Below are 23,003 nucleotides of genomic sequence, written 5' to 3' on the forward strand. Positions count from 1 at the left end.
ATTGTATATGCCAGACCAGTCATTATACCTTTTTGTGTACGGCTCATTAAGAAAAGGGTTTCAACATGAAGCTTATCAATATATCCGCGATAACTTTTCGCTGATAGGAGAAGCTTCGGTGAAAGGAAAATTGTATAATGTGGGAGAATATCCCGGAGCAATCCCTTGCGAAGAAGACCGTTTTATAAAAGGAGAGTTGTATCAGGCGCATTCGGCCTCAGCTTTTAAATGGGCCATTGCGCAATTAGACGATTATGAAGGGTTGACCGTTGAAAAAGGAGAAACAGCCTTGTTTCAAAGAAAGTTAGAAGTTTTGACCGGCGAATATGCAACCATTAAAGCCTGGGTGTATTGGTATAATTTACCTTACGAACATTTACCGTTGATTGAGTCGGGCGACTATCTGACATTTACACAGCAATAAGAAAGGTTTTAAAGGAATGATGCAATTAGAACAGGATAAGAAGATATATTTTATCTCGGATTTTCACCTGGGAACACCTGGTGCAGGAGATAGTTTAAAAAGAGAAAAGCATATTATAAAGTTTCTGAATGAAGTAGAATCGTCGGCCGCAATGATTTTCATTGTGGGCGACATGTTCGACTTCTGGTATGAATACCGTACTGTAGTACCGAGAGGTTATACACGCATTTTAGGTAAAATCGCAGACCTTACTGATAAAGGTATTCCCGTTCATTTTTTTGTAGGTAATCATGATATGTGGATGAAGGATTATTTTCAGAAAGAATTGAACGTACCTGTCTTTTTTGAGCCACAGGAATATCAGTTTAATGATAAAAAGTTTTTAGTAGGGCATGGTGATGGATTAGGGCCTGGAGATTACGGGTATAAATTTTTGAAAAAAGTTTTTAGAAACCCTGTTTGTCAATGGCTTTTCGGTATCCTGCCTCCCTATTTCGGAATAGGTCTGGCTAATTGGTCGAGCCGTCGGAGTCGCGCCGCAACCGGACAGGTCGATGAAAAATATTTTGGTGAAGAAGGAGAATGGCTGATTACTTATTGTAAAGAACAACTGGAGAAGCAACACTATGACTATCTGGTGTTTGGTCATCGCCATCTGCCGATCGAGTTTAAGTTTACCGGTAAGAATGCAACTTATATCAACTTAGGTGACTGGATCAGGTATGATACATACGCTGTTTTTGATGGTAAAAATCTAACGTTACATTCTTATCTGAACAAAGCCACTGATAAAATAATCAGAGATCAGAATTAAACAATATGAGATTATCTATTCTACTGATCTATATCTTGCTGAAAGCATCCAATATGTTTGCTCAAACCAATACGGTTTATGAGCAGGTAGATGATTTTACTGTGGATCAATTAGGGTATATATATATCATTTCCAAGTCAGGACAACTAAAAAAAATAACAGCCACCGGCGATTCTGTAGCTGTTTTTAATCAGGTTAAAAAACATGGAAACTTATCGCATATTGATGTAAGTAACCCTTTGAAAGTATTATTGTTTTACAAGAGCTTTAATACTGTAGTTATACTTGACAGATTGCTTAATGTAAATGCCACATTAGATTTGAGAAAAATTGGAAGATATCAGGTAACTGCTATCGGAACTTCATATGATAATAACATCTGGCTATATGATGAGATGAATGCGGAATTGTTACGTGTGGATGAGGCGGGGAATAAAATAGCCAGTTCTTATAGCTTAACAGATGTTCTGGACGGGCTTCCCAATCCTGTTCAATTATTTGATCAGCAGCGGGTGGTTTATTTGTATGATCCGCAGAAAGGGGTATATCAGTTTGATTACTTTGGTGGATATAAAGGCATGTTGACATTGATCGGATGGAAAGACCTGTTTGTTTGGAATGATATTTTGTATGGTAGAGTAGGTGAACAGGTGATTCGATACAACTTGAAAACACATGATCAACAGGCTATTTCATTAGAAAAGGATTTGCTCAGAGCGAAAAAAATTTATTTTCTCCCTCAGGCAACTTATATCCTGCTCGATGATCAATTGCATATTAGACCTTCAAAAGCTGAATTATGATAGAAATCTGGAATGATGTATTTTGGGATAATACGATAGGAAGTTATATTTCTGTGGGTATCACCATTCTGGTGATATTCTTTTTGCAAAAACTTATCTCAAAATATATTGCACTTTTTTTATATCGCTTATTGAAATTACTCTTTTCAAAGCTGGATAGAGATTCTTTCGTGAATTTACTGGTAAACCCGATTAAAACTTATCTGGTTATTGTAGCCAGTATCATCGCAATCGGTTCATTGAAATTTCCGGGTGTTCTGAATTTTACGATATACAGAACGGACTTTAAATCACTGCTGCACTCGGTTTCTCAGCTGGTGCTGGTGTATGCTTTTATAAAATTGATATTAAGTATCATTGAGTTTGTTGCAGAGATATTGATGCGCAGGGCTAAGCTCACTCCTTCTACCAAAGATGATCAATTGATTACTTTTTTTAAAGATTTTGTAAAAGCGATTGTTATAATTATCGGAATTTTTCTGGTGTTTAAATTTGTATTTAATTATCCGATTTCCAACCTGGTTACTGCTATCAGTATTGTAGGTGCCGCATTGTCATTGGCCGCGAAAGAGAGTCTGGAGAACATCATAGCCTCTTTTATCATTTTCATGGATGATCCTTTTGAAGTAGGGGATTATGTGCGGGTGCAAAATGTAAGCGGAGCAGTGGAACGTATTGGTTTGAGAAGCACACGTATCCGTACTGATCAGAAAACACTGGTAACGGTTCCGAATAAAGTGATGGTTGATAGTATTATGGATAATGTTACAGTACGGAATCAAATAAGAGGATTGGTGATATTGGATGTACCATATATATTACCTGCAGAGCAGCTGGAGGCTTTGGTAAAGAGTATACGCGACTATATAGTTAATGAAGAATCTATAGTGATCAATTCAAATGTATTTGTAACGGATATAGTTGAATATAAAGTAAAAATACATGTGGAGTATTTTACTAAAGTAATTCCCGGAGGAGAATTTAATGATTTAAAGAACCGGATTAATATACGATTGATGCGCGAAGTGCAAGGTATTCAGCAGCGAAAAGAGGGATGATTGAGGTGAAGGTTAGTGAAAATATGAAGGTTTAATATAGCACCTGCCTTGTTATTGGTTAGAATTAAATTCTGGAGAAGAAAAAAACCGTAAGATTAACTGTTGATATTGTATTGTAAAAATAACTACAAGCTAAAAAATCTATTTATTAATTCTGACTGTATAGATTACTCGAAATAAAAGCGATCTTATAAGTTCGCTTTTATTTCGAGTAAATAACTTTTAATTTCCTGTAAAGATTGAATTATTTCAAATTTCCTCTTTGTTTTATCCCCATCTTTTAAAACTGATTTAGCACCATCAATCGTTAGCTTTCTCCTTCTTAAAAGGTCATAAATCAATTCCAGGTTTTTAATGTCGGCAGGACGGTAAAAACGGTCTCCTTTCCTGTTTTTCTTCGGTTGTAAAATGTCGAATTCTTTTTCCCAGTAACGGAAAACAGAAGTGTTCTCCCTGAACATCTGTGATACTTCCCGAATAGAATAATATTGCTTGGAGAAAAGCAGCTCGTCTGGCGGAATATCGATCAGGTCTGATTCTGTTTCAATAGTCTTTAAGGATTTTCTCCCTCTGGTAGATTTTTTTTCATCAGCCGTTACCGGAATGGTACCGGTTTCTTCAACCAATACAGGTAACGACAATTGTTCATTAGTGTTCAAGGGCTGTTTAAGGGCCTTGATTCTAACTTTAATTTGCTGATTAGGCAAAGCGTTGTCTTCACTTAAAAGGTTGAAGTTATTTTCCATAATTCCTGTAAAAATAAACTTGTATCAACAAAAATTGTACGATCAATATAAAGGTAAGAACCTTTATTGAAAGAATAGCAGGTACAATGTTAATTAAAAAATCTAAGTAATTGAAAATCAGTTGTGAAAATGTGTATAAATAAGCCTTAAAAAGATGCCAAAAAATGCGCTTAAAAGCGGTAAAACGCCTTGATTTTCGTACATTTGTATGATATATTTTTTTAACACCAGATTCATTTTTCTCTCGATTTTATGGATACAGAAATTAAGGAAGTTAACAACAACGGTTACGGCGCCGATAGTATTCAGGTTTTAGAAGGTTTAGAGGCGGTACGTAAACGTCCGGCGATGTATATCGGTGATATTGGTGAGAAGGGGTTACATCACCTGGTATATGAGGTGGTAGATAACTCAATCGATGAAGCTTTAGCCGGTTATTGTAAGAATATTATCGTTAATATACATGAAGATAACAGTATTTCTGTTCAGGATGATGGGCGAGGTATTCCTACCGGAATGCACCAGAAAGAGAACAGAAGTGCGTTGGAAGTTGTAATGACCGTTTTACATGCCGGTGGTAAATTCGATAAAAATACCTATAAAGTTTCCGGTGGTTTACACGGTGTGGGGGTGAGTTGTGTGAACGCTTTAAGTTCAAAATTATTAGTAACGGTAAGAAGAGAAGGAAAAGTTTTTGAACAGGAGTATTCAATCGGAGCTCCGCAGTATGCCGTTAGAGAAATCGGAACCGCTACTGAAACCGGTACAAACGTTCATTTCTGGCCCGATCACAGCATTTTTACCACTACTGTTTATAAAAAAGAAATTTTAGAAAGTCGTTTAAGAGAACTGGCTTACCTGAATAAAGGTATCCGTATTATTCTGAACGACCTGCGTGAAAAAGACGAAGAAGGCAATACTTTTTCTAAAGAGTATTATTCAGAGGGTGGTATCGTTGAGTTTGTTGAAATGTTAGATAAACAGGCCGGCAGAACTCCGTTGATTCCAACTGTTATTTATGTTGAAGGCAGAGATGAATCAAGCTGGGTAGCAGTAGAAGTAGCGCTGACTTACAATGATTCATATAATGAGCATATTTACTCTTATGTGAACAACATTAATACTATCGAAGGGGGTACGCACGTATCCGGTTTCCGCCGCTCATTGACACGTGTGTTCAAAGCTTACGGTGATCGTCAGGGCCTTTTTGAAAAAGCAAAAGTTTCTATCGAAGGCGACGACTTCAGAGAAGGCTTAAGTGCAATTATTTCTGTAAAAGTACCTGAACCTCAATTTGAAGGTCAAACCAAAACCAAACTGGGTAACAGTGAGGTAATGGGTGTTGTTGATTCTACCGTTTCCAAGGTATTGGAAGCTTTTCTTGAAGAGAATCCGAAAGAAGCAAAAAATATTATTCAAAAAGTAATTTTAGCAGCACAAGCCCGCGCCGCTGCTAAAAAAGCCAGAGAATTGGTTCAACGTAAAACAGTATTGAGCGGTGGTGGTTTACCAGGTAAACTGGCTGACTGTTCAGAAAGAGATGCAGAAAAATGTGAGCTATTCCTGGTGGAGGGTGATTCGGCAGGTGGTACGGCAAAACAAGGCCGTGATCGTCGTTACCAGGCGATATTACCGTTGAGAGGTAAGATTCTGAACGTTGAAAAAGCGATGGAACATAAAATTTATGAAAACGAAGAGATTCGCAATATGTATACTGCTTTAGGAGTTCGTGTGGGTACACCGGAAGATCCGAAAGCGCTAAACATTGAAAAGCTACGTTATCATAAACTGATTATCATGACCGATGCCGATGTGGATGGTTCACACATCGCTACTTTAATTCTTACCTTCCTTTTCCGTTACATGCGCGAGATGATTTTGCAGGGATATGTATATCTTGCCCAACCACCTTTATATCTGGTAAAGAAAGGTAAAGAACAGGAATATGCATGGAACGAAGAACAACGGAAAGCACTTGTAACAAGAATGGGTGGAGGTAAAGATGATAGTGTAACCGTTCAACGATACAAAGGCTTGGGAGAGATGAACTCACAACAATTATGGGATACCACCATGAATCCTGAATCGAGAACTTTAAAGCAGGTTACTTTAGAAAATGCCCGTGAAGCAGATGAAGTTTTCTCTATGCTGATGGGTGATGAAGTAGCGCCACGACGACAATTTATCGAAGCAAATGCAACTTATGCATCACTGGATATTTAATAAAAAGGCCACTGAAAAGTGGCCTTTTTACTGATATTTTGTTTGTAAACAAATTAACAAATTTGAACATATACATTGATTACAAATCAAAATGATTCGGTTTCAATTGTTTTTTTGTTAATATCCATTAATATCTGTTAACTTCTTACCAAAAAAGGTCCATATTTTGATGGGAATTTGGGTTTGTAAGACTAAAAGTTATATCTTGAATTACAATCATTAAAATTTTTTAACTATTAAGTTAAATTTTCTAACAAAAAATTTTATAACTATGGCAGACATTCAACTCACTGCATACAATGTGAAGACAAAAGAAAAAGGAGTGCCTATTCAAGATGCGGTGATCACTAAAACTGCAAAAGGTGCTTATATGGCGCAAGGCCACGACGGAAAAGGTAATAAATTAACCACTTTGTTAGGTGAACAAAAAGCCTTAGCTGCAATTGAAGCTGGTATTGCAAAAAAAGGTTTCGAATAAGTCAACTAAGAAACTCAACTAATAAAAAAAGTGCCTCCTTAAAGAGGCACTTTTTTATTGATATACTTCAAATGTATTTGACTATAACGTAATCATTTCTTTCCCGAAATATTTCTGTAACGCCGCAGGTATTTTAATTCCTTCCGGTGTTTGGTTGTTTTCTAATAAACAAGCCATAATTCTCGGTAATGCCAGTGAACTTCCGTTTAATGTATGAACCAGCTGGTTTTTACCATTACTATCTTTATAACGAACCTTCATTCTGTTAGCCTGATAAGTTTCAAAGTTAGAAACAGAACTTACCTCCAGCCATTTTTCCTGCGCTGCACTATATACTTCAAAGTCGTAAGTTAATGCAGAAGTAAAACTCATATCACCACCGCATAAACGTAAAATGCGATAAGGTAATTCTAATGACTGAATCAGCTTCTCTACATGTGCCACCATATCATCCAGTGTTTGATAACTTAACGCCGGTTGGGTGAGCTGAACGATTTCTACCTTGTCAAATTGATGCAATCTGTTTAAACCTCTTACATCCTTACCGTAGCTTCCTGCTTCTCTTCTGAAGCATGGTGTATAGGCGGTCATTTTTATCGGTAAATCGGTTTCTTTTACTAATTCATCGCGATAAATATTAGTTAAAGGAACTTCAGACGTCGGAATCAGGTAAAACTTATCTTCCGTTATGTGATACATCTGTCCTTCTTTGTCAGGAAGCTGACCTGTTCCGAATGCTGAATCCTCATTTACCATCAACGGAGGAGTCATTTCGGTATAGCCCGCCCCGGTATTATAATCGAGAAAATATTGAATCAATGATCTTTGAAATTTGGCGCCTACGCCGGTATATACAGGAAAGCCGGAACCGGTAATTTTATTACCCAGTTCAAAGTCAATCAATTTGTATTTTTTAGTCAGCTCCCAGTGTGGAACTGCTCCTTCACCCAGTTGAACCTGTTTTCCGCCTTCTTTGGCTATTATATTATCTTCAGGCGTTTTACCCGCCGGAACGATATTCGCCGGTAAATTGGGAATTCTGGTCAGATATTGTTGAAGGGTTTCTTCAATTGTACCAAGTTGCTGGCTGATAGGTTGCAGTGTGGCTTTTAGTTGGGCAACCTGGCCTTTTTTCTCTTCAGCCAAAGCTTTCTCACCTTTTGCCATTAATTGACCAATTTCTTTGGATAAACTATTCACTTGCGACTGGTTATTGTCAAACTGCGATTGAGTTTGCTTACGCTGATCATCTAATACAATAATCTCGTCGATCAAAGACAGCTCAGTGAAATGCTTCACTGCCAGCCTTTCTTTTACAAAATCTGTGTTTTGTTTAATAAACGCTACCTGTAACATGTGAATAATTTTAGCAAATTTAAAATAAGCGCTTGAAACGAACAACGTAAAACCACAGAATAGAATGCCTATCTTTGTGAAATGCATATAAATGACGATTTACAGACCCGGTGGTGGACGCTTGAAGCCAGTTTGGTGGAGAAATTCGGTAAAAAGCCGGATTTAGAGTCTATCTTGTTTCTGATCGGCATTCAGGAAATGGGGGGAAATGTCAAAAAATACTCAAAGGAGCAAAAGCAGGATTTAATGCATGTAGCGCTTTGTACGGTATTGAGCCCCAGTGGATATTACCGAATTGCCGGTGTAGATAAAGACGGATGGCCCCACTTTGAACAGGTGAAGCCGCTACCCGTAATGACCCTGATTGAACAGGAAAATTTTATCAAGGACCATGTTTTATTATACTTCCAGCAGCAGGAAATGTAAAAAAATATGCGCGAAATGACGTTTGACAGATTTTTAGTATTTCTTTTTTTATAATATTGCAGCATTAAATTTCGAATTATGAATATTCCGGAAACTTTACGTTACACAAAAGATCACGAATGGGTTCGCATTGAGGGCAATGTTGCCACAATCGGTATTACAGACTTCGCACAAAGAGAGCTGGGTGATATCGTTTATGTAGATATTAATACTGTAGGTAGCGCTTTAAATGCCGAAGATGTATTTGGTACCGTTGAAGCTGTAAAAACAGTTTCCGACTTATTCTTACCAATCGCCGGTACTATCAATGAAGTGAATCCTGCTTTAGAAGGAGCCCCTGAGTTAGTAAATACCGATCCTTATGGAGAAGGTTGGATGGTTAAAATGACAGTGAATAATACTGCTGATGTTGACGCCTTAATGGATGCAGCTGCTTATGCTGCTTTAGTAGGCTAATCTAAAATATCTAGAATTACGTATGTATAAGAGAGTGACCCTAAAACGTCACTCTTTTTTTATGAAGTTTTTTATACCAAAAGTAACTGCCCTTCAAGAGCGAATTATTATAGAGGCATTAAAAACTAATTCTAAAAAAGGGATTGAACTGCTATACAAATGGTATGCTGCATCGCTGAGATTATTGATTCTGTCAATTATCAGAGATGAGCATAATACAGAAGATCTTTTACAGGAAACAATTCTGAAAATTCATCATCACATTCACTATTATAATAAGGATAAGGGCAAGTTTACTACCTGGATTCTTCGAATTGCACGTAATCACTGTTTTGATTATAAACGTTCTAAAAAATATAAAAACGAACAAAGTACATTTTCTATTCAATTATTGTCAGAAAATGATCATCAATATGCTGATAATTATATTTCTTTACACCATGAACTGATTGATCTCCGTAAAGCACTCAGTCTTTTACCCGTTGATTTAAGAATATATATTATCGAAAATTATTTCAATGGCCTTAAACACCATGAAATCGCCGATAAATATAATTTGCCTTTGGGAACTGTTAAATCCAAAATATTGAAAGGTATGAGACTGTTGAAGAAAATTATGAAAACGTAATGACTAATCCCTGATTTCCTTATGACGAATTTAGCTATTAGAATATGTAGACAATTGTGGTTTCCACTTTTATGGACGGCCATTATTATCTGGTTGCTATGCATACCGGGTACCAGTTTGTCGAGTTTTCCTAAATGGTGGAAATTTCCCGGATATGATAAGGTTGTACACTTATTGTTATTCGGGAGTTTTGTTGTAGTGTGGGCTTTTCACTATGAGAGATTTCGGCTATCAATGCCTGTTTTATGGAAACGCTTAGTGGTGATTTTTACTATCCTCTCTATCCTCTTAGGTATTATACTTGAGTTTGTTCAGAAATATTATATTCCTTTCCGCAGTTTTGATGTAAATGATATTTATGCAGATGCACTTGGTGCATTACTGGCTGGAGCAATTATCTATTGGTGGAGAGCACCCCACAGATAAAAAAAATAGCCTCTGTAGAAACAGAGGCTGTAACCAAAACTAACTGCTTATGAGAAAATTGACTGTTCAAATTTATTAGCCGTAGATATCTTAAAAACGTAAAAGTATTTAAGATGTTGTAACCAATCACACAAAATCCGTTTTTTACTACTAAAGTTGGTTTCTACTGCTTTTGTAATACAAAGGTAAGGCAACTTCAAACCTGAAAAAAGCCTTTTTGAAAGTTTTAATAAAACTTAACATTAATGTTAAGTTTTATATAATGATTGTTCTTTCTCAACAAAAAACGCTTTTTTATTTGCCAAAAAGACCTTTCATTTTGTCTAAAAGGTTATCTCCACCGTTCGAACTTCCACCAATCATCTTAGTTATATCATTCAGGTCAACATCACCATCTTTATCCTTATCCAGTAAGCCGTTTAACAAGTTTCCACCGCCTCCGGAGAACTGACTCAATATGTCCTGAATGTTAAAACTATTATCGTTCGGATCCTTTAGTTTAGAAAATAACGTGCCTAAGATGGATGGAATCAGGTTATTTGAAAAATTATTCGCAGTATTTTCTGACAACCCGACTTTTGAGGTTAATGTATTGATTAACTGGTTTACAATGTTCTGAATTACAGGATTTCCCTTGTCTGTACCATTGCCAGAGAAGAGGCCCATAATATCTTGTATCCCACCGCCTTGCATGGCTGATTGGAGTCCGCCTACCAATGATGTACTTGTTGCCTGTACAATCTGATCGGCTTTCTCATTAGGAATCTCTGCATTTTGTTGTACTGAGCTGTTAACCTGCTCTTTAATTAAATTGATTAAGTTCTCGATCATATTATAAGTTTTTATCTATCCGAATGTAGCTAAATTTAGCGTAAAGAATAAGTGGATAATTTTGTCTACATAAAAAAACTGATCCACGGTAGTCGGATCAGTCTCTATCAATGATTAAAAAGATATTAATTCGTTTGATTTGCTAGCTTCTCAGCATTTTCCGCGAACTGTAAGGCTTCAAGGAATTCCTGGATGTTACCATTCATAACATCATCCAGGTTATACACTGTTAAGCCAATACGGTGGTCTGTTACACGTCCTTGAGGATAGTTATACGTTCTGATCTTTGCACTTCTGTCGCCTGTGCTAACCAGACTTTTACGATGGCGGGCAATTTCATCTTCCTGCTTTCTTACCTGCTCTTCGTATAGTTTGGTTCTCAACATCTGCATAGCCTTTTCACGGTTACCTAACTGTGTACGCTCAGTCTGACACATTACTACAGTTCCGGTAGGAAGGTGGGTTAAAATCACTTTGGTTTCTACCTTATTTACGTTCTGTCCACCAGCACCACCCGATCTGGCAGTTTCCATCTTCACATCAGCGTCTCTTACTTCTACGTCTACATCTTCAGCTTCAGGCATTACAGCTACTGTTGCAGCGGAGGTATGTACTCTTCCGGATGCTTCTGTATTAGGAACGCGTTGTACGCGATGTACCCCACTCTCAAATTTTAAAATCCCATATACATCATCTCCCACTACCTCTAACTGAACTTCTTTAAATCCACCTACAGAACCTTCTGTTTCAGATAATACAGCTGTTTTCCAGCCTTTTCTTTCACAGTAGCGTAAGTACATTCTTAATAAATCACCGGCGAAAAGACTGGCTTCATCGCCACCAGTACCGGCACGGATCTCCAGAATACAGTTTTTATCATCCTGTGGATCTTTAGGAATCAGCATTTGCTTGATTTCATTCTCCACTTTGTCTTTATTTTCTTCGAGTGATGGTAATTCTTCTTTCGCCAGTTCTCTGAGCTCTTCATCGTTGCTGTTTAAAGCTTCTTTATAGCTTTTAATATCGTTTATCAGCGACAGGTATTGCTGTTGAGCCTGAACCACTTTTTCAAGGCTTCTATATTCTTTACTAAGGGCACTAAATTTTTTATTATCCGCAACAATCTCCGGGTTGGTCAGCGCCACCCCAAGATCATCAAAACGAGCTTTTATCGCTTCTAATTTATCTAACATACTTTAATGTATTTTTATACCTTTCTATCCCTTTAGAAAGAAAGTGTTTGCAAAGTTAATTCATTTAAGTGATTGAAATGAGCGTACGACTATTACAAGGTGAAGCTATTTTTGATGGAAAAAACCTCTTACCAGGTGATTTTGTGCTGGTTGTAAACGAAAATGGTGAAATTTCAGACCTCCGGCCAGCTAAAAACGAGGATCAAAATATTGAAAAATGGCCCGGAATACTCGTTCCGGGAATGGTGAATACCCATTGCCATCTTGAGTTGAGTCATATGAAAGGTGTGGTTCCCCGAAATACAGGAATGGTAAATTTTTTACTCACTATTGTACAGCAACGGGTAGCTGAGCAGGCGGATATCCTCAAAGCCGCAGGTGATGCCGCTCAAATTATGTTTGATCAGGGTATCAGTGTGGTGGGAGATATTTGTAATACAGGTATTATTCAGACAATTGCCCGAAAAAGCCCTTTAAGGTTCTATCACTTTGTGGAAGTGATTGGTTTTGATCCTTCAGTAGCTGAAAACCGCTTCAACTTCTGCCGCAATATTGCCGACGGGTACAGTACTTTTTCGCCGAGTTCAGTTGTGCCACATGCTCCTTACTCCGTTTCACCAACACTTTATCAGCTGATCAATCAGCAGATAGATAGCAGCGTTTTAAGTATTCATCATGCTGAGAGTAAAGCTGAGCAGGATTTTTTCAGAAAACGCGAAAGTGACTTCGATCGCTTACATCAGTTCATTAAAACAGATCTTAGTCAGCATATTGTTGCAGAAAATGCTTCCAGTGTAAGAAGTTTTTTATCCCGTTTTACTAATAAAAAGATATTACTGGTTCATAATGTAACTATTAGCGAAGCCGACCTGATTTATATCCGGGAACTCGAAAAAGAAAATAACCTGGAAGTGTATTTCGCTATTTGTATCCGCGCCAATGAATACATTGGAAACGGCTTTCCGGATATAGAACTTTTATTCAGGTACTACCCCGACAGAATCACCATCGGAACCGATAGCCTGGCATCGAATGAAGATGTAAACTTAATGCACGAATTAATTTTATTAAAGAAATTATATCCGGCTATCACTGACCTGCAGTGGTTAAAAACTATTACGATTCAAGGTGCCAAAGCGTTGAACTATGATCAACAATTCGGTAGTTTCGAAACCGGTAAAAAACCCGGAATAGTATATGTAAATTTTGATCAGATGAGATCGGAACGAATTATTTAAGAAAGTACTTCTTTTAAAATCGGTAATGTTTTGAGCGTGCCGAAATCAGAAAAATGAATCTGGTAAAACTGCTGTATAGATTGAAGCAGATAACCTCTCACTTCTTTCGACATTTTAACAGCTCCGATCTTCTCCACCGCGTCAGTATCTAATATTTGTAAAAGATATTGAGTAATAGGTGGTGCAATAAATTGTGGGTGAATAGGATGCTCTTCTACGAATTGTGCTTCTGCAAGATCAAAATATTGTTGAGGATTTCCCTCCTGATGTAAAAGACTGAAGCCATAGTGATGCATCAGGTGCAATGCAAAAAAAATAGGAAAATTTGCAGTGATCCATTCATCACCTTCATCGAGCGAAATAAATGAGTTTTCTATAAAGTAGAATAATTCAGGATTGGCTTCGGGTTGTTTTAAAGTTTTTTGCAAAAGCTCAATGGCGAATAAGGCTGCTGCATTTTTGATAATATTAAAATAGATATTCTGGTAGAGGTGATCCCATTTAAGGTCTTTTACTCTCTGTAAGTTTTTTTGTTCCTGATGATATACCACCAGATCAAGTATGGCTGCTGGTTGTAATAGATTTGCCTTTGAACTTGCTTTTTTTTGTTCCACTCTTACTCCGTTAATGAGATATGATTGCACACCGAATAGTTCCGTGTATATAGATGTAATTACACTGGTTTCGCCATATTTGGTGGAGCGCAAAACGATTCCTTTTGTTTTAAACAAACTCATCAGGGGGTAAAAAATATTTTTGTTTGGTACGATTTGCCCGTTCTTTCATCAATTATTACTGCAATATACACTCCGGTGGTGATTTTTTCATTGTTAAAATACCATACTAACTGACTGCCGGTTGCTTTAAGCGTTTTTATCAGTTGCCCATTAACGGATAATATTTTTACAGTGGCATTTTCCGGAATATTTCTGATCGCTACGTTTCGTTGTGTATTGAATGAAACCGGATTTGGATAAACCAAAGGAGATACACCGGAAGGAGATAGGTTTTCAGCAGCTTGTCTGAGCATTGAAAGTCCATATTCCGTATTGCAAATAAGTAATCCGTTTGAATGGTCAATTTTAATCTGGTTGATCCGGTTACTTAAAATACCGCTATTGTTTTTATTATAGTATTGTGCAATAGCGGTTACAGCAGCATCTATTAGAAATAATCCGTTGTTGGTGGCCACCCACTTTCTGTTAGCTGCATCTATAGCTATATCGTTTACAGTTTCTCCGGCCAGCAAGCGGTAACCTGCACTGTTTGATGCGATCAGCGGCGGTGTAAACGAACAGGAGGTGGAACTATTGAGTATTTCATGGCTACAGGGAAGATAAGCTAAACCATCGTCGGTGCCTACCCATATAATTCCTGAATTATCCGCAGTAACCGAGCGAATATTATTATTATAAATGGAATAACTTCCGGAACCGGAGGTAAAGTGTTTGATAACATCGTCTTCTGTTGCAGTAGTATTCCGGTGATTATACATCCATAAGCCATTGTTGGCTGTAGCAATCCATTGATTGAAATACTGGTCTACATAAAAAGCCTGAATGTTATTAATATCACTTATCGGAAGTGTATATGATTTCCATTCGTGACTGGCGGTCAGTGTCCATAAATTATTAGTAATACCTTTTGTGATGATATGAATGCCCTTATCAGGGCTGATAGCAGCAGTTATTATTTCATTCGTGAACGGATAGACAACTATTTTTGATTGGTTGCCGGTTTGTATACGCAAAGAGTCTTTCTGAAATAAACTCACTGCCTGGTTGTAAGCAGATAATAAACGACTTAATGGGTTCGTTAACAAGATTTTCCATTCATTATTGAAATTGGTTTGGAAAAGCTCATGCTGCGCGTTGACTAATATAGAAGATTGCTGAAGTGCAATGTCTTTTGCCGGATAAGCGATAGGGTAATTGAATGGAAAACGTTCGATGCCTTGCTGGTTACCGGCTAATAAACTTTGTTTACTTAAGAAATACCATGTTTGTTGGAAAAATAAAAAATCGATTATATCGTCAGTGGTTGTAAACTGAAAAACTATCTCTGTTACCTGACCAGACTGGTCGATTTGATGAATCCGGTAATCGTTGTGGTCTTTAACCAAAAAATAAACAATATCGGATTGCCGATGGGGCTGTATGATATTTCCGGTGGAAACCTGGTAAATTGTGTCAATTGATCCCCAATTGAAAAGGGCAATGCTGTTTGAGTCGTATAAGAATAACCGCTGATTGGTAAAGATAGCTTTTTCGTATGGGTGGATATAAGTCTCTGCAGTAGACAGAGGTATTGACATCAGACGATAAGGTGTTGAAACAAATAGTTTGTTATTGAAGAAGAAGCTTGATTGATAAACATCGGGAAGTGGAATGGTTTCAGTAAACACGCCGTTCCGAATATCCAGAACAATCAGTTGTTGATCGGTGGTAATATAAGCGAGTTGTGCTGAAAAGTGAATATGGTTTACCTTTTTGTTATCAAATTGAGTATTTACTTCCCAATCATAGACGGTTTTCGTTTGATTGTCATCAATAATATCAATTCGCCCGCTATTATAAACAACTACGATTTTGTTCAGTGTAGGATGCAGTGCAAAGTATTGGATTCCGGCATCCGATAAAAAATTTGTTTTGTTAATGTAGTTAAATGTCTTTGTTTCCGGAGTGAAATTTACCAATGAAGAAGGGCTGCTCCACCAGATATTATTAGCAGAATTTTGGAGTTGTGCCGCAGCATAGGGGTGTGATAATTGCATCCACTGGTCTATGGCTATTGATTGTGCCCAACTACTAAAAGAGTAGAAAAACAGGGCACAAACGAAGAATAGATGGTGAAATTTTATCATAGATTGAATTTACAAAATTTGACAGTTCAGTGGAAAACCATTGAAAAAAGTACCAAAATAGTTTCAAATTAAGTTTCTTTGCGCTAATATTTTATCATTCGCAATAATTATTCAGCAATATGTGGGAAAGCGTTGCAAGGTTTATTTTAAAGTTTAGATGGGTTTTAGTGACCATTCTTATTGCCGTTACAGCTGTGTTAGGTTTTTATGCGGCAAAGGTAGAATTGAGTTATGAATATACCAGAGCTGTACCGACAGATAATCCTAAATATATCGCCTATCAGGAATTTCTGAAGCAATTCGGACAAGACGGAACCATGATGGTGGTGGGTGTTCAAACAGAAGACTTCTTCAATGAAAAAGTTTTCAATGAATATTTGAAGCTGGCCGGTGAGATGAAAGAAATAAAGGGTGTTGAAGATGTGTTACAAGTTGGAATGGCAATTAATCTGGTAAAGGATTCTGCCTCTGACCAGATAGTGCCACAGCAGATATTCTCTAAGGAATCAATGACGCAGGCTGCAATTGACAGTGCGGCTGAAATTTTTAAAACACTTCCTTTTTATCAGGGGCTTCTTTATAATCAGAATACTAATGCCTATCTGATGGGTGTTACTGTAAATAAGAATGTTCTCAACTCAAAGTCAAGAGATACGATCATTCCTGCGATTTTGCAAACAGCTGACAAGTTTGGCAAAGCTACAGGACTAGAAGTTTATTATAGCGGGATGCCACATATCAGAACGAGTATGGCCTTAAAGATTCAATCGGAAATGAAATGGTTTCTGATAGGGTCTATCATCCTTAGTGCTATTTTGCTGATGTTTTCTTTCAGAAGCATCAGTGCAATGTTAATGTCATTGGCAGTGGTGATTATCGGAGTAATATGGAGTTTGGGAACACTGGTATTGATGGGATACAAGATATCACTATTGACGGCACTGATTCCTCCTTTAGTGGTTGTAATTGGTATTCCTAATTGTATATATTTTTTAAATAAATATCATACGGCTTTTAATGCTACTCCTTCGGATATGCCTGATCAGGCTAGAAAGGAACTGGCTTTGCATAATATGATCAGCAAAATGGGCGTAGTAACCTTATTTTGTAATATTGCCGCTGCCATTGGTTTTGCTGTATTTGCACTAACGAAAAGTGAAATTCTGAATGAATTCGGATTGGTGGCAGGAATTAATATTATGGGATTGTTTTTCATCTCTATCATCTTCATCCCGGCTGTATTAAGTTTATTGGCAGCGCCCAAGCCAAAACACACCAAATACTTACAGAATAAACCGATCAATGCTTTTTTAAATAGTTTGGAACGCTGGGCATTGAATAAACAGGCTTTGATTTATACAGTTACAGGAGTTGTGGTGATCGCGTCAATTATAGGTATGTTCAGGTTAAAAGCAGAAGGTTTTATTGTAGACGATTTACCTAAAACGGATAAGATTTATACGGACTTGAAATTCTTTGAATCGAACTTTAAAGGTGTAATGCCTTTAGAAATCGTGGTAGATACCAAACGGAAAAATGGATTGAGAATAAACCCGCTGCAAACTTTTGAGCGTATTGATTCTTTGTCGGCTTTTATTGCTGCAAAACCAGAATTTGCCCGTCCTTTATCAATTGTTGAAGGATTAAAGTTTGTGCGTCAGGCTTATTACGAAGGAGATGAAAACTTTTATGCAATTCCGAATAGCTTTGATGTAGCCTTTTTGGCGAGGTATTTAAATATGAAAGGAGATGGAGCCGGAGATAACAGTTTCAATAAGATTGTGGCAACTTTCATGGATAGTACCAGGCAAAGAGCAAGAATAAGTGTGAATACGGCCGATGTGGGTAGTGTACGCTTGCCGATTCTGATTGATGAAATCAAAACGAAAAGTGATCAGTTATTCGATACAGCAAAGTATGATATTACTTATACGGGTTCAACAGTCACGTTTCTGGAAGGATCTACTTTTATCATCAATGGTTTAAAGGAATCTATATTCTGGGCTTTTCTATTGATTACTTTATGTATGCTGTATTTGTTCAAATCGTTTAAAATATTGATTTGTTCTTTACTTCCGAACGTTGTTCCTTTATTAATTACAGCAGGAGTGATGGGATGGGTTGGTGTTGCGTTAAAACCGTCTACCGTCATTGTCTTTTCTGTAGCACTTGGAATAGCCATTGATATAACAATCCGGTTCCTTGTCAATTATAAACAGGAATTATCCAATAAAAATGCTTCAGCGGTAGATATTGTGGTGGCAACCATTCATAATACAGGAATAAGTATTATTTATACTTCTTTAGTGTTAATTGCAGGGTTTGTTATCTTCTGCTTCAGCGATTTCGGTGGTATCAAGTCTTTAGGATGGTTAACCTCGCTCACATTAGTGTTGGCTACTTTAACGAATCTGATATTCTTACCAACTTTGTTACTGATGTTAGTTAGAAAAAAAGGAAAATAGTACAATATATTCATCATAAGAAAAGCCCTCCCTGATACTATCAGGGAGGGCTTTTCTTATATAAGTGTCTTTATTAAGCAGAATAATAGTGTTACAATAACCGGTTTACGGGTATCCTGCTTATTATAGGATGAGTTAGTTTAATAATTCTTTTAGTTTTCTTTGTAATAAGTCGCCGGTTAAGTTTTCTGCTACTACTGTTCCTTCCGGATTAATCAAAACGTTGTAAGGAATTGCCTGAAATCTGAAAACTCTTACTGCTTCGCTATTCCAGAATGCCAGATCACTCATTTGAGGCCAGTTTAACTTATCATCCTGAATTGCTTTAATCCATTCTTCTTTTGATTTGTCGAGTGAAACACCGAGTACAGTAAAGTTTTTATCTCTGTAGGTGGAATAAGCTTTTACTATATTGGGATTCTCCATTCTGCAGGGATAACACCAGCTGGCCCAGAAATCAATCAATACCCATTTGCCTCTGAATTGTTCGATAGACATTTTGTTGTTGTTCGGATCGAGCATTGTCAGGTTGGGCACTTTTACTCCTACCCATGCGCCTTGCTGGGCATTCAGTTGTTGCTGCATGTTTTCATTTTGCTCTTTGAACTGGAAATAAGATCTTTTTAATTGATCAATTTGTGCATTGTTCGGAAACTTCTGATCTATTTTGGCCAGCGTTTCTTCAAATTTCGATTGCTCAAAAAGACGTGCAGCTCTTCCTAATATAAAAATGCTGATAATAGGGTTATTACTTTCGTTAATTGATTTCTCTAAAAATTGAGAAAAAGAAGCTAACTGAAGATTTTTCTTTTCAGTTGCAGCTATTTGTACTGCATCGCTTGCTCCAAATTGCTTCAGACTGTCAAGTGTAATCAGACTATTTTCTAATGCAATATCGTGCTGGGAATAAGATACCAGAAAATTACAAAGCTGTTGTGATAAAGGTGACCCTTCTATCGAGTAAAATACGTCTGCTTTTAAGTCAATATTAATACTTAGCTTTTCTACGTCGTTGATTAACGGAATAACCGGTCCGTTTTCAATCACGATATCATAAATACCTTCTTCTGTAGTACTTCCTTTGAGCGTGAAGGTTTTTGTTTGTTCGTTAAAGGAAATGGAATCCAGTTGTACAGGTTCTGCGTTTGCATTCGTAGGAATGCTATATAAAAATGCTTTATACTGATCGCTGTTATTAAAAGGTCTTAATTCTTCCAGGTTATTGATTGTTACGTTCACTTCAAATGGCTTGGAGAGGTCGTTCTGACAACCTGCAAAGGTGATCCATAGGAGGCAAACGAATGCGGTAAGTTTATTCATACATTATGATTGTAATTTTCTAAGAAGGATTTCATTGGTTATTTTAGGATCTGCTTTTCCTTTCGAGATTTTTTTCACTTCACCCATAAACAAACCAATCAGTCCTTTTTTCCCTTTTTGATACTCTTTCACTTTTTCCGGCAATTGAGTTAAAACCTGATCAACCCATTGTTCAATGCTGGATGAGTCAGAATTTTGTTCGAGGTTTAAACTGGATATCAGGTTTTCAACAGTTGCATTTGGTTCATTCAACAAAGCAGAAAACAGTTTGGTTGATGCGATTGAAAAATTAATCTTTCCTTTTTCAATCCACTCTACGATTTCTGCAATTTTTTGTGGTGCAATTGGAAAATTCTGAATCGAACTGTTTTGTTCGTTTAAATAGGATTTAATCGGTCCGGCAATCCAGTTTGCAATGCCTTTGTATTGATTGGTAAACTGAATACTTTGTTCAAAGAAATGAGCAATTTCCTTTTCCTCGGTTAACAGGTTGGCATCATACTCATTCAAACCTAATTGATTCACGTACCTGAGTGAACGTTGCATGGAGAGTTCGGGTAAATTCTTACGGATTTCTTCCAGCAACTCATCTTTTACTATAAATGGGGTGAGATCGGGGTCAGCGAAATAACGGTAGTCATTGGCGTCTTCTTTGGTGCGTAACTCGAATGTTGTTCCGTTATTGGCATCAAAGCTTCTGGTTTGTTGTATTACGGTATTGCCCGATTCAATAATTTCTATTAATCTTTTAGCTTCAAACTCTATCGCCTTTTTTACATTTCGGATAGAGTTCAGGTTTTTTACTTCAACTTTTGTTCCCAGTTGTGTAGCTCCTTTTAAGCGAACACTCACATTCGCATCGCAACGCATACTTCCTTCTTCCATATTGCCGTCGCATACGTCGAGATATCTGAGACGTTTTCTCAATTCTGTCAGGTAGGCGTAAGCCTCCTCTCCGGAATGTAAATCAGGCTCCGTTACGATCTCTATCAATGGTACTCCGGCACGGTTGTAGTCAATACAGGTATAATCTTCTTCGATATCGTGAATACTCTTTCCTGCATCTTCTTCCAGATGAATGCGGTTGAGTTGAATATTTCTGGCATTTTCACCCGGTACCTGAATGTTTACCCAGCCTCCTACACAAATAGGAGTAGTATGTTGCGATAATTGGTATCCTTTCGGTAAATCGGGATAAAAATAATTTTTACGGGCAAAGTAATTCAGGCGGGTAATTTCACAGTTACAGGCTAAGCCCATTTTGATTGCATGACTGATGGCCTGCTCATTTAATTTTGGTAATGTTCCCGGATGGGCAAGTGTGATAGGACTAATATGTGTGTTAGGATCTGCACCAAAACTTGTTGCATCTCCCGAGAACAGTTTTGATTTTGTAAGTAGTTGAGCGTGAACTTCCAATCCTATTACTAACTCATATTTTCCATAGTCTATCGACATGCGCTAAGATATTACTCGATATAAAAACATTTGTGGTGCAAAAGTACCTTAAAAAAATGATGAAATCAGTAAGATTTATTAAAAAAGCATCAATGGTTTCTGGGCATTTTTAATAAAAATTCAATAATCATTTTAAATGATCTTTTCATGTGTGCTTCCTTTTGTTTTTGGAAGCGATTTGATCATTATCAATTTGCTGAAAGTGTCGATTTCTTATACGTGTTAAATATAATAGATACAGACTTTACTTTCATTCTATTATAACGCCTAAACTACCGGTTCTGGTACTTGCGACAGGTTATTTTTCAGGAAGTAATAATGTATTAATCTTTTTGGGAACGATGGCTTCATTGACCAGGTATAGCAAACTATTTTTTATGGTTTCAATTGTTTGAGTGAAATGGGGGAGATCAATCGATTTGAAATCATCTTTTACATGGTGATAATACTTATCATTAGGCGGTGTTGTTAATATCGTATGAGCCGGAATGCCAACACGTGCAAAAGAATAATTATCTGAACGGTAGAATAATTTGTGTGTATAATAAGGATCCGGAGCAATATATTTATGTCCGTATAATGCCGGATTTTGTTTTTCAAGGCTACGATTAAGAATGGCTCCGAGGTCGGAGTATTCATAACCGGTGAGTACCGGAGCTTTAATTTTTTTGCTGATACTTCTGCCGATCATCTCTATATTGACAACTGCCTGAACAGAAACATCTTTAAGCAGATAAACCAATGGCCAGGAGCCCATCAGGCCCAGCTCTTCTCCGGTAAAACATACAAAAAGGAGACTTTTTTTTGGAGGATGTTTGACAAAGTAGTCAGCAAGGGTTAATACTGCCGCGGTTCCGGTGGCATTATCATTCGCTCCATTATAGATAGTATCTTTTAAGATCACCTGTTGCCCCTGGTTAAATGCCAGATTGGGATTTGTGGAAGCAGTACCCAAATGATCATAGTGTGCAGTAATCAATATAAACTCGTCAGGCATCGAAGTTCCTGGAATCCAGCCTATTATATTATTGCTCAAAATTTTATTTTTCCCGTAGTTGATTTCAATGGGTTGTTGGTAACCATTGATCAACGGATAAGGTTTTAATCCGGTTTGCTGAAAATAATGAGCAATGGAATCTCCCAGTTTCAGATGTTCGGGTGAGCCGGTGAAACGCCCCTTCTGACTATCATCACTAAGGTACTGTAACCAGTTGATGGCCAATTGATCATTTGTGGTTTGGGCATTTACGCAAAAGGTAAAAAGTACCAGAATGCCCGCAAACAGCGTATGGATAAAGCTTTTCATATTAATTGTTCTAAAGGAAAAAATCAAGTTTCTCTTTGCGAAAATGGTTTTTCTTAAAATGCAAACACTAATCAAGCGCTTGAAATTAATTTTATTATGAAAGTTCTGAAACAAAAATATTCATAAAAGTATAAGTATGTGTCAATATCAATCCCTCTATTATGATAATCGTATCGGTTATGTAATCAGATGTACGCATTGTAACTATTTTCAAATAGGTTATGGCACAGTGATTATGAATCTGGTAACGGAAGATTTTCAGGTTTTTTATCAGAAAATCAGAAGTTATATGAGTGATTTTGATAAGAAAGAGCAGTTATCAACTTTTAAATCAATTGCAATTCCTACGCCTTGCGAAGGGTTGAATTTATACCTGAGTGAGCGGGAAGTGAACGAATTATATCAGATGTTAGACGAAGCGGATTCCGAGTGGAAGATCATCTCATTGACGAATTTAATTTCCAGGAGTCAATAAACTGTATGGTTGTTAG

At 37.2% G+C, this 23,003-nt stretch carries 22 protein-coding genes; 13 read left to right on the forward strand and 9 right to left on the reverse strand.

Annotation, left to right across the window (positions count from 1 at the left end):
• Positions 1-7: 7 nt before the first annotated feature.
• From D9O48_RS01150 to D9O48_RS01165, 4 genes are read left to right on the forward strand one after another with little or no spacing between them, the layout of a single operon-like run.
• The gene (locus D9O48_RS01150) at positions 8-424 is read left to right on the forward strand and encodes a gamma-glutamylcyclotransferase family protein (RefSeq protein ID WP_126969746.1); all 417 of its coding nucleotides are present in this window, start codon (positions 8-10) and stop codon (positions 422-424) included.
• Between the two features lie 16 nt (positions 425-440).
• Positions 441-1,238 (forward strand): UDP-2,3-diacylglucosamine diphosphatase, encoded by a 798-nt coding sequence (locus tag D9O48_RS01155; protein WP_126969748.1) that lies wholly within the window; start codon positions 441-443, stop codon positions 1,236-1,238.
• Positions 1,239-1,243: 5 nt separating this feature from the next.
• Positions 1,244-2,041: a hypothetical protein gene (locus D9O48_RS01160; RefSeq protein ID WP_126969750.1), complete on the forward strand. Its 798-nt coding sequence runs from the start codon at positions 1,244-1,246 to the stop codon at positions 2,039-2,041.
• The gene (locus tag D9O48_RS01165) at positions 2,038-3,099 is read left to right on the forward strand and encodes a mechanosensitive ion channel family protein (RefSeq protein ID WP_126969752.1); all 1,062 of its coding nucleotides are present in this window, start codon (positions 2,038-2,040) and stop codon (positions 3,097-3,099) included. Before D9O48_RS01160 ends, D9O48_RS01165 begins: the two co-directional genes overlap by 4 nt.
• A 188-nt stretch (positions 3,100-3,287) precedes the next feature.
• Here the strand turns inward: D9O48_RS01165 and D9O48_RS01170 are convergent, their stop codons facing one another.
• Positions 3,288-3,845, reverse strand: coding sequence for a MerR family transcriptional regulator (locus D9O48_RS01170; RefSeq protein ID WP_126969754.1), 558 nt, complete (start codon positions 3,843-3,845; stop codon positions 3,288-3,290).
• A gap of 252 nt (positions 3,846-4,097) precedes the next feature.
• Here D9O48_RS01170 and gyrB point away from each other — a divergent pair, with 252 nt between their 5' ends.
• Both gyrB and D9O48_RS01180 read left to right on the forward strand, forming a co-directional pair.
• The gene (gyrB, locus tag D9O48_RS01175) at positions 4,098-6,068 is read left to right on the forward strand and encodes a DNA topoisomerase (ATP-hydrolyzing) subunit B (RefSeq protein ID WP_126969756.1); all 1,971 of its coding nucleotides are present in this window, start codon (positions 4,098-4,100) and stop codon (positions 6,066-6,068) included.
• 271 nt (positions 6,069-6,339) lie between these two features.
• Positions 6,340-6,546: a hypothetical protein gene (locus D9O48_RS01180; RefSeq protein WP_126969758.1), complete on the forward strand. Its 207-nt coding sequence runs from the start codon at positions 6,340-6,342 to the stop codon at positions 6,544-6,546.
• A gap of 81 nt (positions 6,547-6,627) precedes the next feature.
• Here D9O48_RS01180 and serS read toward each other — a convergent pair whose 3' ends face one another.
• The gene (gene serS / locus D9O48_RS01185) at positions 6,628-7,902 is read right to left on the reverse strand and encodes a serine--tRNA ligase (RefSeq protein WP_126970813.1); all 1,275 of its coding nucleotides are present in this window, start codon (positions 7,900-7,902) and stop codon (positions 6,628-6,630) included.
• An 81-nt stretch (positions 7,903-7,983) separates the two neighbouring features.
• On the opposite strand from serS, the gene D9O48_RS01190 reads away from it, so the two are divergent.
• The 4 genes from D9O48_RS01190 to D9O48_RS01205 all read left to right on the forward strand — a co-directional run bounded on the left by D9O48_RS01190 (position 7,984) and on the right by D9O48_RS01205 (position 9,838).
• On the forward strand, positions 7,984-8,328 hold the full coding sequence (locus tag D9O48_RS01190; protein WP_126969760.1) for a hypothetical protein: 345 nt from the start codon (positions 7,984-7,986) through the stop codon (positions 8,326-8,328).
• 78 nt (positions 8,329-8,406) lie between these two features.
• On the forward strand, positions 8,407-8,784 hold the full coding sequence (gene gcvH / locus D9O48_RS01195) for a glycine cleavage system protein GcvH (RefSeq protein ID WP_126969762.1): 378 nt from the start codon (positions 8,407-8,409) through the stop codon (positions 8,782-8,784).
• A 61-nt stretch (positions 8,785-8,845) separates the two neighbouring features.
• Positions 8,846-9,412, forward strand: a complete 567-nt coding sequence (locus D9O48_RS01200; RefSeq protein ID WP_158624785.1) for an RNA polymerase sigma factor — start codon at positions 8,846-8,848, stop codon at positions 9,410-9,412.
• Between the two features lie 21 nt (positions 9,413-9,433).
• On the forward strand, positions 9,434-9,838 hold the full coding sequence (locus tag D9O48_RS01205) for a VanZ family protein (RefSeq protein WP_126969766.1): 405 nt from the start codon (positions 9,434-9,436) through the stop codon (positions 9,836-9,838).
• A 294-nt stretch (positions 9,839-10,132) separates the two neighbouring features.
• Here the strand turns inward: D9O48_RS01205 and D9O48_RS01210 are convergent, their stop codons facing one another.
• The gene (locus D9O48_RS01210; protein WP_126969768.1) at positions 10,133-10,669 is read right to left on the reverse strand and encodes a DUF937 domain-containing protein; all 537 of its coding nucleotides are present in this window, start codon (positions 10,667-10,669) and stop codon (positions 10,133-10,135) included.
• A gap of 125 nt (positions 10,670-10,794) precedes the next feature.
• A complete protein-coding gene (gene prfA / locus D9O48_RS01215; protein WP_126969770.1) occupies positions 10,795-11,862 on the reverse strand; it encodes a peptide chain release factor 1 in 1,068 nt (355 codons plus the stop codon).
• A gap of 77 nt (positions 11,863-11,939) precedes the next feature.
• Here prfA and D9O48_RS01220 point away from each other — a divergent pair, with 77 nt between their 5' ends.
• On the forward strand, positions 11,940-13,100 hold the full coding sequence (locus tag D9O48_RS01220) for an amidohydrolase family protein (protein WP_126969772.1): 1,161 nt from the start codon (positions 11,940-11,942) through the stop codon (positions 13,098-13,100).
• Here the strand turns inward: D9O48_RS01220 and recO are convergent.
• Positions 13,097-13,837: a DNA repair protein RecO gene (gene recO, locus D9O48_RS01225; protein WP_126969774.1), complete on the reverse strand. Its 741-nt coding sequence runs from the start codon at positions 13,835-13,837 to the stop codon at positions 13,097-13,099. The genes D9O48_RS01220 and recO overlap by 4 nt on opposite strands.
• Positions 13,837-15,963 carry a PorZ beta-propeller-like domain-containing protein gene (locus D9O48_RS01230; RefSeq protein ID WP_126969776.1) on the reverse strand — a complete coding sequence of 709 codons (2,127 nt, stop codon included), beginning with the start codon at positions 15,961-15,963 and terminating at the stop codon, positions 13,837-13,839. Before D9O48_RS01230 ends, recO begins: the two co-directional genes overlap by 1 nt.
• Before the next feature lie 119 nt (positions 15,964-16,082).
• On the opposite strand from D9O48_RS01230, the gene D9O48_RS01235 reads away from it, so the two are divergent.
• Positions 16,083-18,428, forward strand: a complete 2,346-nt coding sequence (locus tag D9O48_RS01235) for an efflux RND transporter permease subunit (RefSeq protein ID WP_126969778.1) — start codon at positions 16,083-16,085, stop codon at positions 18,426-18,428.
• A gap of 135 nt (positions 18,429-18,563) precedes the next feature.
• On the opposite strand, the gene D9O48_RS01240 is transcribed toward D9O48_RS01235, so the two are convergent.
• The 3 genes from D9O48_RS01240 to D9O48_RS01250 form a co-directional block, all read right to left on the reverse strand.
• Entirely contained in the window at positions 18,564-19,748 is a 1,185-nt protein-coding gene (locus D9O48_RS01240) for a TlpA disulfide reductase family protein (protein WP_126969780.1), read from the reverse strand.
• A 3-nt stretch (positions 19,749-19,751) separates the two neighbouring features.
• Positions 19,752-21,206: an Asp-tRNA(Asn)/Glu-tRNA(Gln) amidotransferase subunit GatB gene (gene gatB / locus D9O48_RS01245; protein WP_126969782.1), complete on the reverse strand. Its 1,455-nt coding sequence runs from the start codon at positions 21,204-21,206 to the stop codon at positions 19,752-19,754.
• 298 nt (positions 21,207-21,504) lie between these two features.
• A complete protein-coding gene (locus tag D9O48_RS01250; RefSeq protein WP_126969784.1) occupies positions 21,505-22,512 on the reverse strand; it encodes a M28 family peptidase in 1,008 nt (335 codons plus the stop codon).
• 136 nt (positions 22,513-22,648) lie between these two features.
• On the opposite strand from D9O48_RS01250, the gene D9O48_RS01255 reads away from it, so the two are divergent.
• Positions 22,649-22,987, forward strand: coding sequence for a DUF6686 family protein (locus D9O48_RS01255; protein WP_126969786.1), 339 nt, complete (start codon positions 22,649-22,651; stop codon positions 22,985-22,987).
• Positions 22,988-23,003 lie beyond the last annotated feature (16 nt).

This window comes from Gynurincola endophyticus, from assembly GCF_003991195.1.
GTDB classification, from domain to species: Bacteria; Bacteroidota; Bacteroidia; order Chitinophagales; family Chitinophagaceae; genus Gynurincola; species Gynurincola endophyticus.